Origin of the sequence: uncultured Paenibacillus sp. (genome assembly GCF_963515335.1) — a bacterium.
Taxonomy (GTDB): Bacteria; Bacillota; Bacilli; order Paenibacillales; family Paenibacillaceae; genus Paenibacillus_I.
In genome coordinates this window covers 1-14,743 of record NZ_CAUPYC010000011.1, presented here as the reverse complement: position 1 = coordinate 14,743, position 14,743 = coordinate 1, and the positions used below count along the sequence as shown (strand labels likewise).

Annotated in this window: 14 protein-coding genes and 1 other annotated feature; all 14 genes read left to right on the top strand. The window is 58.5% G+C overall.

The window, feature by feature from the left end:
* Positions 1 to 10 precede the first annotated feature (10 nt).
* The 14 genes from RWM61_RS06000 to ileS all read left to right on the top strand — a co-directional run bounded on the left by RWM61_RS06000 (position 11) and on the right by ileS (position 14,578).
* Entirely contained in the window at positions 11 to 757 is a 747-nt protein-coding gene (locus RWM61_RS06000) for an FtsQ-type POTRA domain-containing protein (RefSeq protein WP_313998484.1), read from the top strand.
* Between the two features lie 277 nt (positions 758 to 1,034).
* The gene (gene ftsA / locus RWM61_RS05995; protein ID WP_313998482.1) at positions 1,035 to 2,282 is read left to right on the top strand and encodes a cell division protein FtsA; all 1,248 of its coding nucleotides are present in this window, start codon (positions 1,035 to 1,037) and stop codon (positions 2,280 to 2,282) included.
* Positions 2,283 to 2,298: 16 nt separating this feature from the next.
* Entirely contained in the window at positions 2,299 to 3,411 is a 1,113-nt protein-coding gene (ftsZ, locus tag RWM61_RS05990; RefSeq protein WP_313998480.1) for a cell division protein FtsZ, read from the top strand.
* A gap of 470 nt (positions 3,412 to 3,881) precedes the next feature.
* Entirely contained in the window at positions 3,882 to 4,820 is a 939-nt protein-coding gene (gene spoIIGA, locus RWM61_RS05985; protein WP_313998477.1) for a sigma-E processing peptidase SpoIIGA, read from the top strand.
* A gap of 35 nt (positions 4,821 to 4,855) precedes the next feature.
* Positions 4,856 to 5,578: an RNA polymerase sporulation sigma factor SigE gene (gene sigE, locus RWM61_RS05980; RefSeq protein WP_313998475.1), complete on the top strand. Its 723-nt coding sequence runs from the start codon at positions 4,856 to 4,858 to the stop codon at positions 5,576 to 5,578.
* Positions 5,579 to 5,785: 207 nt separating this feature from the next.
* Complete coding sequence (gene sigG / locus RWM61_RS05975; protein WP_313998473.1) at positions 5,786 to 6,568, top strand: RNA polymerase sporulation sigma factor SigG; 783 nt, start codon at positions 5,786 to 5,788, stop codon at positions 6,566 to 6,568.
* 126 nt (positions 6,569 to 6,694) lie between these two features.
* The gene (locus tag RWM61_RS05970) at positions 6,695 to 6,967 is read left to right on the top strand and encodes a YlmC/YmxH family sporulation protein (RefSeq protein ID WP_313998470.1); all 273 of its coding nucleotides are present in this window, start codon (positions 6,695 to 6,697) and stop codon (positions 6,965 to 6,967) included.
* Between the two features lie 59 nt (positions 6,968 to 7,026).
* Entirely contained in the window at positions 7,027 to 7,887 is an 861-nt protein-coding gene (pgeF, locus tag RWM61_RS05965; protein WP_313998468.1) for a peptidoglycan editing factor PgeF, read from the top strand.
* An 8-nt stretch (positions 7,888 to 7,895) separates the two neighbouring features.
* Positions 7,896 to 8,618 carry a YggS family pyridoxal phosphate-dependent enzyme gene (locus RWM61_RS05960; RefSeq protein WP_313998466.1) on the top strand — a complete coding sequence of 241 codons (723 nt, stop codon included), beginning with the start codon at positions 7,896 to 7,898 and terminating at the stop codon, positions 8,616 to 8,618.
* Entirely contained in the window at positions 8,615 to 9,064 is a 450-nt protein-coding gene (locus RWM61_RS05955; RefSeq protein WP_313998464.1) for a cell division protein SepF, read from the top strand. Before RWM61_RS05960 ends, RWM61_RS05955 begins: the two co-directional genes overlap by 4 nt.
* Position 9,065: 1 nt before the next feature.
* Complete coding sequence (locus RWM61_RS05950) at positions 9,066 to 9,338, top strand: YggT family protein (RefSeq protein ID WP_313998617.1); 273 nt, start codon at positions 9,066 to 9,068, stop codon at positions 9,336 to 9,338.
* A gap of 11 nt (positions 9,339 to 9,349) precedes the next feature.
* A complete protein-coding gene (locus RWM61_RS05945; RefSeq protein WP_313998462.1) occupies positions 9,350 to 10,132 on the top strand; it encodes a YlmH/Sll1252 family protein in 783 nt (260 codons plus the stop codon).
* Positions 10,133 to 10,210: 78 nt separating this feature from the next.
* Entirely contained in the window at positions 10,211 to 10,786 is a 576-nt protein-coding gene (locus tag RWM61_RS05940; RefSeq protein ID WP_313998459.1) for a DivIVA domain-containing protein, read from the top strand.
* Between the two features lie 62 nt (positions 10,787 to 10,848).
* Positions 10,849 to 11,127: a binding site (T-box leader), on the top strand.
* Positions 11,128 to 11,458: 331 nt separating this feature from the next.
* Positions 11,459 to 14,578: an isoleucine--tRNA ligase gene (ileS, locus tag RWM61_RS05935; RefSeq protein WP_313998457.1), complete on the top strand. Its 3,120-nt coding sequence runs from the start codon at positions 11,459 to 11,461 to the stop codon at positions 14,576 to 14,578.
* Positions 14,579 to 14,743 lie beyond the last annotated feature (165 nt).

Genomic DNA, 14,743 nt, shown 5'->3' with positions numbered 1-14,743 from the left:
CAAGTGTTCTATGGCTGAATCGATGCCGGTGCTGCGGCAGCCGAAGCAAGGACGAAAGAACAGCCGCAAGCTGCTTCTCATCCTTTTGCTGCTGTTCGTCGCGCTGCTGGGCGTGTTGTTTTTTCGGTCGCCGATCAGTGAAATTTCCGCAATCTCCGTTTCCGGACAACAATATATCGCCGCCAATGACATCCGGGACGCTTCGGGCATCGCCGAAGGGGATCCTTTCTTCTTTCCCGGCAAGGGCGAGATTGAGCGGCGAATCGCGAAGCTCAAGCCGGTCGAAGCCGTAACCGTCGACAAGTCGTTTCCCGGCAAAATCGCGATTACGGTCAAGGAATATTCCGCGGTCGCGTTCGAACTGACGGAAGACGGCCTGATCACCGCGATTTTGTCGAACGGCGCGACGGTCGGCAGCGGCAGCAATTTCGTTGTCGACAAGCCCGTGCTGAGCGGATGGAAGAAGGACGACCCGAACAAAGCGGAGCTGACGCGGGTGCTGTCTTCCGTTCCGGATGAACTGCTCTCCGATTTCTCGGAAATTATCCCGTACCCGTCCAAGTCCTACAAGGACAGGATCAAGATTTATACCAGAACGAAGTTTGAAATCGTGACCGCGGTCTCCCTGCTGCAAGAGAAGGCGGAAACGATTCAAGCGGTCATCGAGACGCAGGAGCCCGGAAGCGTGACGACGCTGCTTTCCGACTATTATGTGCCTTATGCGGCGGACGACGCGGCGCCGGAAAGCGCGGAATAACGCGGGGCAAAAAGAGACTACTCAATGAACTGAAACAATGATACAATTTCGTTTATGGAGTTTTTCGGGCTCCGATGCCCGGGAGTTCCCTCGCCGCCGAGCTTATGTGAAATAATTGGCAGCCTGCGAACGATAAAAAACTTGTAGAAAAAAGAGGGAAAATATAAGCTGCGTTGAATAAGTAGAACAGTGTCTGCAAACTCGCAGTTATGTTAGTATTATATGATGTACTCCAAATATTTAGATTACATTTCTTTTGAAACGGAGGTGCCTTGGGTTGAGCAGCAACGACATCATCGTCAGTTTGGACATCGGTACATCCAAAGTTCGTGCTATTATTGGGGAAGTTCAGAACGGAACCATTAATATTATTGGGGTTGGATCTGCCGACTCGGAGGGCATTCGCAAAGGAGCCATCGTGGACATCGACCAAACCGTGCAGTCGATCCGCAACGCCGTGGATCACGCCGAACGCATGGTTGGCATTCAAATATCCGACGTATATGTAGGCATTCAAGGCAATCATATCGCGCTTCAGACGAACCACGGAGTAGTAGCCGTTTCCAATGAGGACCGGGAAATCGGCGAAGAGGATATCGAGCGGGTGCTGCAGGCGGCGAAGGTCGTCGCGCTGCCGCCGGAGCGAGAAATTATCGGGCTTGTGCCCAAGCAGTTTCTGGTGGACGGACTGGACGGCATTTCCGATCCCCGCGGTATGATCGGGGTGAGGCTGGAGGTGGAAGCGACCGTCATTACGGGGGCCAAGACCGCGATACATAACCTCATGCGATGCGTGGAGAAAGCGGATCTGCACATTGCCGGTGTCATCCTCATGTCGCTGGCCTCCGGCCAAATGGCATTGACCAAAGACGAGAAGAACATGGGGACCGTGCTGGCGGATATCGGCGCGGGATCCTGTACGATAGCCGTATTCGATCAAGGCAGCCTTGTCGCCACGTCGACGCTTCCGGTCGGCGGGGAATACGTCACGAACGACATCTCGTACGGACTGCGGACACAGACGGAGCAGGCCGAGAAGATCAAGCTGAAGTTCGGCTGCTCGGTCGTCGACGACGCGGCGGAGGACCAGAAGTTTAAAGTGATGCGCATGGGCAGCAACGTGGAAAAGGAATTCTCCCAGGTGGATTTGGCTAACATTATCGAACCGCGGATGCAAGAGATTTTCCATTTGATTCGCCAGGAGGTTCGCCGTCTCGGTTACGGAGACAAGGTGAACGGGTACGTGCTGACCGGAGGGGCGGTGTCGATTCCCGGCGCTCTCGCGCTTGCGCAGAGCGAGCTGGAATCGACCGTCCGCATCGCGGTTCCAGATTACATCGGTGTTCGCGATCCCGCCTACACGAGCGGCGTCGGCATGATTCAATACGTCTCCCGGTACATGCGGAACCGTTCGGCCGGACCGGCCAAGAAAGCGGCCGTGCGCAAGCAGGGCACGACTCCTTCCGCGCCGTCCAAGCCCGGACTGTTCGAGCGGCTGAAAAATATGTTTAGCGAATTCATTTGATCGGGGGAACCAAGAAATGCTGGAATTCGATTTCGATATGGAACAACTGGCGCAAATCAAGGTGATCGGCGTCGGCGGGGGCGGCAGCAACGCCGTTAACCGGATGATCGAGAATGGCGTCAAGGGCGTCGAGTTCATCACGGTGAACACGGATGCGCAGGCGCTGCACTTGGCCAAGTCCGAACATAAGCTTCAGATCGGGGACAAGCTTACCCGGGGCCTCGGCGCCGGCGCCAACCCCGAAGTCGGCAAGAAAGCGGCCGAGGAGACGCGCGATCTGATCGCGAGCACGCTGAAGGGCGCCGATATGGTGTTCGTCACGGCCGGCATGGGCGGCGGAACCGGTACGGGCGCCGCTCCGGTCATTGCCGAAATCGCCAAGGAGTGCGGGGCGCTGACGGTAGGCGTCGTGACGCGCCCGTTCACCTTCGAGGGCCGCAAGCGGTCCGGACAAGCCGATCTCGGCATCGAGGCGCTCAAGGAGAAGGTCGACACGCTGATCGTTATTCCGAACGACCGGCTGCTTGAGATTGTCGACAAGAAAACGCCGATGCTCGAAGCGTTCCGCGAGGCGGATAACGTTCTGCGCCAAGCCGTCCAGGGTATTTCCGACCTGATCGCGGTTCCGGGCCTGATCAACCTCGACTTCGCCGACGTGAAGACGATCATGACCGAGCGCGGCTCCGCGCTGATGGGGATCGGCACGGCGGCAGGCGAGAATCGCGCGGCCGAGGCGGCGCGCAAGGCGATCATGAGCCCGCTGCTCGAGACGTCGATCGACGGCGCGCGCGGCATTATCATGAACATTACCGGCGGCGCCAATCTGTCGCTGTACGAAGTGAACGAAGCGGCCGAGATCGTGATCGCGGCGTCCGATCCGGACGTGAACATGATTTTCGGAGCAAGCATCGACGAGGATATGAAGGACGACATCAAGGTGACGGTCATCGCGACCGGCTTCGAGCTCAAAGGCGGCGCGATGCGCCGCGGCATGCCGGGTCAGGCGTCCTCCGACGGTTCCGAAGCGCGTCCGGCGTCAACGCACAATTTGAAGCCTTTCAACTCCAATCAGTCCGCCGACCAATTGGACATTCCGGCATTTCTGCGCAAAAGTCCGCGCGACCGTTAATCGCAGCCGATGAATCCCGTACCACGATCCGATCGTGGTACGGGATTTTTTTGTATATAAAGATTTTATATCCTTAATGGGGTCCCCGAAAAGTAATCGGATTAAGCTACAGAGCATCACGTCACTTTTTGGGGATTATTTTGCGTGGTCGGAAGGGAACTGCGGTCAGGGCGTCTCCCGCGGCGCATATCGCTATCGTTAGAGCGGCTCCGACAGGTTTACCTGTCGAGAGACGCGCGGCGGCGAGGGCGGCCCAGGCCGAGGAGGCCCTCTATAGCGCTGCAGGCTCGTACCAATCTACTCCAGCTCCAGCTTCGGCGGGAGGTTCGCTCCTTCGTCAAGCTCGACAAAAAAAGATCGGCCGTGACGGCATGTTTAGACAGACATTGAAATAAGATTAACCTATACTGATTTCATCCCGTTAACCGGCGCATACCAAGCAGGCCGCGCTTGCCCCTGCAGACAGGAGGGTGAGGCTTATCGTCGTTTATGCGGATCTGGTATTTGCCGTCAATTTCGTCATTGACGGCACGGTATTGTTCACGACCGCGTGGGTGCGCGGGCTGCGGCCCCGGTGGCCGCGTCTAGCGGGGGCGGCGGCAATCGGCGCCTGCTATGTCGTCTTTATGTTGGCGCCGGCATTGTCGTTTCTGTACACGTTTCTCGTCAAAATCGCACTGTCGCTGCTCATGCTCTGGGCGGCATTCGGCTTCGGAAGCCTTCAGCATTTCACGCGCAACATCGCCGCGTTTTACGGCGTCAACTTTGCGGCTGCCGGCGGCGTGCTGGGCATTTATTATTTGCTGCAAAGCTCGGGAGAGCTGTGGGACGGGATCTGGTTCGCTCGGACAGGCAAGCTCGGGATTGAGTTCAACGCGGGGATCTGGTTCGTGCTTGCGGCTGCGGCCGCGGCCTTGTATGTTTACCGGGCCGTATGGAACGGGCGGCGAAAGCTGGAAAGGACGGAGTCGCACCTCGCCGGGGTTACCGTTACGATCGACGGCCGGGAATGGCGGTGTACGGGCTTGATCGATACGGGCAACCAGCTTTACGATCCGCTGACGAGAACGCCGGTCATGGTGATGGAAGCGGCCGTATGGCAGTCGGAGCTTCCCGCCGCATGGATGGAGCGCATCCGCGATACGCACGTCGACCGGCTGCTCGCGGGTCTTGACGCGGACAACAGTCCGTGGCGCGACCGGCTGCGGCTGGTGCCCTACCGCGGCATTAACCGGGGCACGCAATTCATGCTGGCGCTGAAGCCCGATGGGGTATGTATCGAACAGAACGGCCGGATGTACGAATCGCACAAGGTGCTGATCGGCCTGGACGGCGGCAAGCTGGTGTCGGACGGCACGTATCAGGCGATCGTCCATCCATCATTGCTCGAGAGCCGGGACGCCGGCTGACTTCGGAATATGGCAGACGGGGAGGACTGGCGCAAATGAGAGTCAAGTGGAAATTGATCCTGCAGTTATATTATTACCGGATTTTGTTTTTATTCGGATTAAAAAGCGAAGAAATCTACTACATAGGCGGAAGCGAGGCTTTGCCCCCGCCGCTCACGAGGGAAGAGGAAGAGTATTTGCTGGAAAAGCTTTCTTCCGGCGACTCGGCGATTCGCGCGATGCTGATCGAGCGGAATCTGCGGCTTGTCGTCTATATCGCCCGTAAATTCGAGAACACGGGCATCCACATCGAGGACCTCGTCTCGATCGGCGCCATCGGCCTGATCAAGGCGGTCAACACGTTCGATCCGGAGAAAAAGATCAAGCTCGCCACCTATGCGTCCCGCTGCATCGAGAATGAGATCCTCATGTATTTGCGCCGCAACAGTAAAACCCGTACCGAGGTTTCGTTCGATGAACCGCTGAACATCGATTGGGACGGCAACGAGCTGCTGCTCTCCGACGTGCTGGGCACGGAGAACGATACGATCTACCGCAACATCGAGGAGCAGGTGGACCGGAAGCTGCTCCACAAAGCGCTCGACAAGCTGTCGGAGCGGGAGCGGACGATCATGGAGCTCCGGTTCGGCCTGAGCGACGGCGAGGAAAAAACGCAGAAGGATGTCGCCGACCAGCTCGGCATTTCACAATCCTATATATCGCGGCTCGAGAAACGGATCATCAAACGGCTGCGCAAGGAATTCAACAAAATGGTATAGTCGCAGCCTCCGCTCGCGGGGGCTGTTTCGCTTTTGCGCAAAGCGGCGGATCCGAAGGTCGGAGAACGTAAAAAACGTTGGTAAATCAACGTTTTTTCTATTTTTTCAGCAAGGCTTCGGGCATGTCGGCAAGACCGGCAGGCTGGAATAAAAAAGAAGCCCGCGGGGATAATGTACAGTAATGTTTCTCCTTGGGAGGTAATCACATTGACCCGAAACAAAGTTGAGATCTGTGGAGTGGATACCGCAAAACTGCCCGTCCTGACGAACGCCGAGATGCGCGAATTATTCACGGCGCTGCAAACGCGCAACGAACTGGCAGCCAGAGAGAAATTGGTTAACGGCAACCTGCGCTTGGTGCTGAGCGTGATTCAACGATTCAATAACCGTGGGGAATTTGTGGACGACCTGTTCCAGGTCGGCTGCATCGGCCTGATGAAGGCGATCGACAACTTCGACCTCGGCCAAAATGTGAAGTTTTCGACCTACGCCGTGCCGATGATCATCGGCGAAATCCGGCGCTACCTTCGCGACAATAATCCGATCCGGGTGTCCCGCAGCCTTCGGGATATCGCTTATAAAGCCTTGCAGGTCCGGGACAGCCTGACGAACAAAAATTCGCGCGAGCCGACCATATTTGAAATTTCCGAGGCGCTCAACGTGCCCAAGGAGGATGTCGTATTCGCCCTCGATGCGATCCAGGACCCGGTCTCCCTGTTCGAGCCGATCTATCACGACGGCGGCGACCCGATCTATGTGATGGATCAAATCAGCGACGACAAGAACAAGGACGTATCCTGGATCGAGGAGATCGCGCTCCGGGAAGCGATGCACAAGCTCGGCGAGCGGGAGAAAATGATTTTATCGATGCGTTTTTTCGAAGGGAAAACCCAGATGGAGGTGGCGGACGAGATCGGCATTTCGCAGGCCCAGGTATCGCGGCTCGAAAAATCGGCCATCCAGCAAATGCAGAAGCACGTCAAAAGCTGAGCCTTCTGCTGTACGGCGGCCCGAGTCGGCCGCTTCTTCATTTTCAAGGACATTTATGGGCGCGCGCACATATAGTGTAATAAGAGGACTTCCGGTCCGATCCCAGTAAAGCGTGGTGCGCATGCGATGAAAATTTCCGACTTCCAAACGAAAGACGTCATCAACATCGTCGACGGCAAACGGCTCGGGCAGGTGAGCGATCTGGAGCTCGATCTGCGCCAGGGCCGGATCGATTCGATCGTCGTGCCCACCGACAGCCGGTTTTTCGGACTGTTCGGAAGCGGAACGGAAGTCGTCATTCCGTGGCGGAACATTGTAAAAATCGGAGCGGACGTCGTGCTTGTCCGCCTTGACGAGACGAAGCCCTACAAGCAGGACGAGGAGCTCCATTCCCGATAGGATGCCGACTCGCCCGCCGACGCCGAGGTGTGGTAAACTGGGCTGGAGGTGATGGCCGGATGGAGCCGTTTATGGTCAGGGAACGCAGCGACGCGAAGGAGCCTTCGCTTTTTTTATTGCGGGTGTGGATGGACCGCATGCCGGGGCTGACGGCCGGGATTACGGGGCGGGAAGGGGGCGTCAGCGGCGAGCCGTGGAAGTCGCTGAATTGCGGCCTGCATGTCGGCGATGACGACGAAGCCGTTATCCGCAACCGGCGCGCCGTCGCCGAAGCGGCCGGATGGCCGTTCGAGGCGTGGACGTGCGCCGAGCAGGTGCATGGCGACGCCGTGTACCGGGTGGAGCGCGCGGACAGAGGCCGGGGGCGGCGTGCGCGGTCGGACGCGATTCAGGATACGGACGCTTTGATGACGGACGTGCCCGGCGTGCTGCTGACGTCGTTTTATGCCGATTGCGTGCCGTTGTACTTTGTCGATCCCGTCCGCCGGGCAGCCGCGCTTGCGCATGCCGGCTGGAAAGGCACGGTGGCGGAAATTGCGTGCAAGACGGTGGAGGCGATGGCGGAGGCATACGGATCGGAGCCGGCCGATCTGCTCGGCGCGATCGGCCCGTCGATCGGGGCGTGCTGCTACGAGGTCGACGGGCCGGTTATCGCGAAGGTGTCGCCGCTCGCCGAGTCGCTTGCCGAGGCGGCCGGAACGTCGGCCGGGAAGATGATTGCGCCGCTGCCGGACGGCAAGGCGATGCTGAACTTGAAAGAAATAAACCGACAGATTATGATAAAAGCAGGAATATTGCCGACGAACATCGAATTAACGGAAATATGTACCGGCTGCGGACGGGATTCGTTTTTCTCGCACCGGATGGAGAACGGGGCCGCCGGACGGATGGCGAGCTTCATCGGATTTCAAGAGAGGTGAACGTTCCCTTGACGGTAACGGAAAGGCGCAGCGAGGTCGACCGCCGGATTCGCGAAGCTTGCGCAAGATGCGGGAGGTCGCCCGAAGAGATCGGCATCATTGCCGTTACGAAATATGTATCGGCCGCCGCCGCGCTCGAAGCGCTCCGGTGCGGACTCCCGAATCTCGGGGAGAACCGCTGGCAGGACGCCGAAGCGAAGTGGCGGGCGATCACGGAACAAACCGCAGCCTGGCCCGAACCGGAACGTCCGATCTGGCATTTCATCGGGTCGCTCCAGACGAACAAGGTGAAGGAGGTCGTAGGCCGGTTTGCTTATATTCATTCGCTGGACAGGCTGTCGCTCGCGCAAGCGATCGACCGCAAGGCCGGTCAGCTCGGCATCAAGGTTCCCTGTTTCATCCAAGTGAACGTGTCCGGCGAGCATTCCAAGCACGGACTTGCTCCGGAGGAGCTGATCGATTTCGCGCGAACGGTGGCCCCGCTGCCGAACGTGGAGATCGCAGGCCTCATGACGATGGCGCCGTACGAGTCGGAGCCCGAGGAGACGCGGCCGGTATTCCGCGGTCTTCGCCTGCTGAGGGACGAGCTCAATCAACGCGCCGTGCTGCCGTCGGAGGCTAAGGGCTTATCGATGGGCATGTCCAACGACTTTGAAATTGCGGTGGAGGAAGGAGCCACATGGCTCCGGCTTGGAACGATACTGGTGGGGAAAGAGGAGGCTGCGCAATGAGCGTCATGAACCGGTTTATGAATTTTCTCGGACTGCAGGAGGAAGAAGAGGTCGTCGAGCGGGAACGTCAGCCGCAGGATGCCGAGCAGGATTTTGAAACGCCGGCGTTCGATTCGCGTAAAAGTATGAAAGGAAACAACGTCGTCAGCATCCATTCCCAAAAACACGTGCGCGTCGTCCTGAACGAGCCGCGCTCCTATGACGAAGCGCAGGAGATTGCGGACCATCTTCGGTCGAGGCGCTCCGTCGTCGTGAACCTGCAGCGGGTGCGCAGCGATCACGCGATGCGCATCATCGATTTTTTGAGCGGTACGGTTTATGCCTTGAGCGGCTCGATTTCCAAGCTCGGCCCGAATGTTTTTCTGTGCACACCGGACTCGGTCGAAATCCAGGGATCCATAACGGATATGCTGACGGAGGAGAACGACTATAACAAAATGAGGTGACATCGTGCCCCAAGAGGTAAAAAACTTCATCTACATCGTCCAACAAATATACACATTCATTATCATCGCTTACATTCTTCTATCCTGGCTGCCGAATGCGCGCGAGAGCTTCATAGGCGAGATGCTCGGCAAGCTCGTCGAGCCTTACCTTTCGCCGTTTCGGCGTCTCATTCCGCCGATCGGCGGCATGCTTGACATCTCGCCGATCGTCGCCATTTTCGCGCTCCAATTCATCGCGGCCGGCTTGATCGCGGTCATCGATTTCTTCGTGTAGGGTCCGGGTTTATGCGAAACGATCTCTATGTGCATTTTCATCCGGATGAGCGGGCTTTCGTCGACCGCGCGGCGGAGTGGCTCGACCGTGCGGCGAACCGGCACGAGGTGCGCCGGACCGATTTTCTCGATCCGCGCCAGTCGTTTATCCTGACTGCCTTGGCGAACCGCGAGCCGGACGCGCTGGTCAGGCTGGACGGCGGATACCCGGACGCCGAGCGGCGCCGCGCGATCATTGCGCCGGCCTACCGGGACGTCGAGGACGAGCCGGCGGGTATCGCCGTGCTGTCCGCAAGAAGCGCCGACCAGTCGCTTTCGCGGCTTGACCACGGCGATTACCTGGGCGCTATGCTCGGGCTGGGCATCAAGCGCGACCGGATCGGCGATATTCACGTTCATCCGGACGGGGCGCATTTTCTGGTTGCCGAAGAAATCGCCGATTATTTAAATATCAATCTCAGACAAGTGCACCGGGTTCATGTTCTCACGGACATTCTTCCGATCGGGCAGCTGCGGACGGTCAAGCCTGAATTGGAGGAAATGAGCTTTACGGTGGCTTCTTTGCGTCTGGACGGCATCTGCAGCGACGTCTACCGGATCAGCCGAACGAAGATCGTCGGGCCGATCCGAGCCGGGCGCTGCCGCGTCAACTGGAAGGCGGAGGAGGATCCGTCCACCCCGTTGAAGGAAGGCGACGTCGTTTCCATCCAGGGGCTCGGCCGCTTCAAGATGCTTGCCGTCGAAGGCGTGACGAAGAAGGGCAGAATTCGGGTGCGGGTAGGTAAATTTATTTAGCGGCATGCAGGAATTTGGGCGGTTCTGTCGAATCTTATGATACCATCATGCAATCGCCATTCATTAGGAGGTGCGCCAATGCCGCTTACGCCATTGGACATACATAACAAGGAATTCGGCCGCCGTCTGCGCGGGTACGATGAGGATGAGGTCAATGAATTCCTCGACCAGGTCATAAAAGATTACGAGGCGTTGATCCGCGAGAACAAGGAGCTGCAGAACCAAGTTCTCGGCCTTCAGGAGAAGCTGAATCATTTTGCGAACATCGAGGAAACGTTAAGCAAGACGATCATCGTCGCCCAGGAAGCGGCCGACGAGGTGAAGAACAACTCCAAGAAGGAAGCGCAGCTGATCATCAAGGAAGCGGAGAAGAACGCCGACCGGATCATCAACGAGGCGCTCTCCAAGTCGCGCAAGGTGGCGCTCGAGGTGGAGGAGCTCAAGAAGCAGGCGTCGATCTACCGCATGCGTTTTCGCACGCTTGTGGAAGCGCAGCTCGAACTGCTCAGTCAGGACGGCTGGGAGTCGCTTGAAGGCGGCAGCCTTCTGCAGCGCGAAAGCCGCGAAGGACGCGAGCAGCGGGAGGGCGGGGATAGCAGGCTGAGCCGCGAGCGCGAAAGCCGTGAAGTGCGCGAGGCGTTGGATCGGGAGTAGGCGAACGGATTTGACAATCGGCATCGTTCGGTGTATAACGATAATGAATGAATGCAATTGACTTAACTTCGTCGACGAGAACGAGTAAGCTGCGGGAATCGTTCCCCAGAGAGCCGGCATCCGCTGCAAGCCGGCGTTCGACCCCAGCCGAATATCCTCTCCGAGAAGCGCCGCCGAACGGTAGCTGTAAGCGGCGCCGGGTGTCCGCCGTTATAAGGAACGCAGACGATCTCGTTTGCGGCGAAGGTGCCGGAGCGCCTCCGCGCCGTCTTTTTATAAGGCAGCGTTGAGCCCGTTATCCGGAACAAGGGTGGTATCGCGAGTGAAGACTCGTCCCTATCGGGACGGGTTTTTTGTTGTTAGCCCGGCAAACCCCCGAAGCGGCTGCAACGCGCCTGCCGCGAGGAATAACGTTGGAATCCGGCATTAACGATGACTTCATGCGCCTGCTGTGCGGAATAACGCTGGAATCCGGCATTAACAGTTGCAATTTTCCGTGCTACATCGACGAAAGTCAGTACAAGATCGGCTGTAAGACGCATTTTGTGTACTACAGCGGCGGAAGCGCGTGCGAGGCGAGCAGTAAGCCGGTTTTTGCGTGTTGGGGTGTGAGAGCGAAGGTGTGGACGATTGCGAATTAAACCAATTTCATTATAGAAGGAGCGGAACCGGATGCAACGCGTGGATGTGAAGGAGCGGGCAAGAGCCCGCGAGCTGCGCATTTTGAACAGATGGAACGAGGAGGAAACGTTTAAGAAGTCGATTGAAAACCGGGCCGGCAAGCCGAATTTCGTCTTTTACGAGGGACCGCCGACGGCAAACGGCGCGCCGCATATCGGCCATGTGCTCGGACGGGTGATCAAGGATTTTGTCGGCCGCTACAAAACGATGGCCGGCTACCGGGTCGTCCGCAAGGCGGGCTGGGATACCCACGGCCTTCCCGTCGAGCTCGGCGTCGAGAAGCAGCTCGGCATCTCGGGCAAGCAGGAAATCGAGAACTACGGCGTCGAGGCGTTCGTCAAAAAATGCAAGGCCAGCGTTTTCGAATACGAGCGGCAATGGCGGGAGCTGACGGAAGCGATCGCTTACTGGACCGACATGGACGATCCGTACATCACACTGAACAACGGTTATATCGAGAGCGTCTGGCACATCCTGTCGACGATTCACAAGAAAGGGCTGCTCTATCGCGGCCACCGCGTCAGCCCGTATTGCCCGGACTGCCAGACGACGCTGAGCTCGCATGAGGTGGCGCAAGGCTACGAGGACGTAAAGGACCTGAGCGCCACGGTCAAGTTCAAGCTGGCGTCGGGCGAGTCGATTCTGGCGTGGACGACGACGCCGTGGACGCTGCCGGCCAATGTGGCGCTGGCCGTCAACCCTAACCTTACTTATGCCCGCGTTGCGCAGGCGGGCGAAACGTATATCGTGGCGGAAGCGCTGGTCGAAAGCGTCTTTAAGGGTGAACACGAGGTGCTCTCCAAGCTGAAGGGCGCAGAGCTGGTCGGCAGAAGCTACGAGCCGCCGTTCCGTTATGTACGGGCGGACAAAGGCTTTGTCGTGCTCGGCGACGATTTCGTCAGCGACACGAGCGGTACGGGCATCGTGCATATGGCGCCTGCGCACGGGGAAGACGACTACCGCGTCACCCGGCAGCACGGCGTCGATTTCGTCAGCGTCGTCAACAACGCCGGCCGCTATACCGACGAGGTGACGGATCTGGCGGGCCGGTTCGTCAAGGATTGCGATGTGGACATCGTGAAAATGCTCAGCGAGCGCGGGCTGCTGTTCTCGAAGGAAAGGTACGAGCACAGCTATCCGTTCTGCTGGCGCTGCAAAACGCCGCTGCTGTACTATGCGACGGAAAGCTGGTTCATCAAGACGACCGCCGTCAAGGACCAATTGATCGCCAACAACGCCACCGTCGACTGGTATCCCGGCCATATCCGCGAAGGCCGCTTCGGCAAATTCCTCGAGGAGCTCGTCGATTGGAACATCAGCCGGAACCGCTATTGGGGGACGCCGCTTAACGTTTGGGTATGCGCCGATTGCAAGGGCGAATATGCCCCGGAAAGCCATGCCGACCTGCGCGCCCGCTCGGTCAAGCCGATCGCCGAGGATCTCGAACTGCATAAGCCCTACGTCGATGAGGTGCATCTGAATTGCCCGCATTGCGCGGGGGGGGTCATGACGCGCACGTCCGAGGTGATCGACGTCTGGTTCGACAGCGGCTCGATGCCGTTCGCGCAGCAGCATTATCCGTTCGAGAATGAGAAACGGTTCGAGGAACAGTATCCGGCCGACTTCATCTGCGAAGGGATCGACCAGACGCGCGGCTGGTTTTTCAGCCTGCTGGCCGTCTCGACGCTCTATAACGGCAGGGCGCCGTACAAAGCGGTGATTTCCACCGGCCACATCCTCGACGAGAACGGGCAAAAAATGTCCAAGTCGAAAGGGAATGTCATCGACCCTTGGGAAATCATCAACGAATACGGTACCGACGCGTTCCGCTGGGCGCTGCTGTCGGACAGCGCGCCCTGGAACAGCAAGCGGTTCTCCCGCGGCATCGTGGGCGAGGCCAAATCGAAGGTGATCGACACGATCGTCAACACGCACGCGTTCTTCGCGCTGTATGCGACCATCGACGGCTACAAGCCGGCGAAAAGCGCGGAGCTGCAAGCTGCCGTAGTTCAACGTTTCAACGGCGCGGATGCGAGCAAGCTGGACCGCTGGATCGTGTCCCGCTTGAACACATTGGTCGGGCAGGTGTCGGCCGGGCTCGAGGCGAACGATTTCTTAAATCCGGCCAGAGCGATCGAGTCGTTCGTCGACGAGCTCAGCAACTGGTATATCCGCCGCTCCCGCGACCGGTTCTGGGGCGAAGGGCTGACGGCGGACAAGACGAATGCGTACGTTACGCTGCAGTATGCGCTTGTCACGCTTGCCAAGCTGATCGCGCCTTATGCCCCGCTGCTTGCTGAGGACGTATACGGCAACCTGGGCGGTGAAGGCAGCGTGCATCTTGCCGATTATCCGCAGCCGGCGGACGGATTGTCCGATCCCGCGCTGGAGCGGGATATGGAAGCGACCCGGCAAATCGTCGAGCTGGCGCGCAACGTGCGCAATGAGACCGGCATCAAGACGCGCCAGCCGCTTTCGACGCTCATCGTGTCGCTCGACCGGGAATTCGACCTTGCCGGCTACGAGGACATTATCAAGGACGAGATCAACGTCAAGTCAATCGTCGTGGAGAACAGCGACAGCGGCTTCGTCGACTTCACCTTGAAGCTGAACCTGAAGGCGGCGGGCAAAAAGTTCGGCAAGCATGTCGGCCCGATCCAGGCTCATCTGAAGGCGCTCGGCCCGGACGAAGCGAGAGCGGCCGTGCAGAACGGAGGGATTGCCCTCACCACTGCAGAAGGCGAGACGCTGGACATCGCGCTTGACGAGCTGCTCGTCGAGAAGCAGGCGAAGCCCGGCTACGCTTCGGCTTCGGGCAACGGTGTGAATGTGGCCCTGAACACGGACATTACCCCGGAGCTTGAGCAGGAGGGCTGGGTCCGAGAGGTGATCCGCGCCGTCCAGGACCTCCGCAAAAAGCTCGATCTGCCGATCGAGAAGCGGATCATGCTGACGCTCGATGTCGACGATGAGCTGCGCGCCGCGCTAACGGCGTTCGAGAGCGTCCTGTTCGAGAACGTGCTGCTTACGGGCGTCGACTACAAGGCCGAAGACGGCATGGGGACGGTGCAGCTTGGCGACAAGCGGGTCGGAATCCGGATCGGCGGATAAGGGCATAATGGAATAAGAGGCAATGAAATAACCCCCAAAAAGTGACGTGATGCTCTGTAGCTTAATCCGGTTACTTTTCGGGGACCCCATTAAGGATAAAAAACTTATATCCCAAGTTTGGCGACATAATTTTCCAGCACCAGGCGTAGCAAGGCTTTCCGGGTT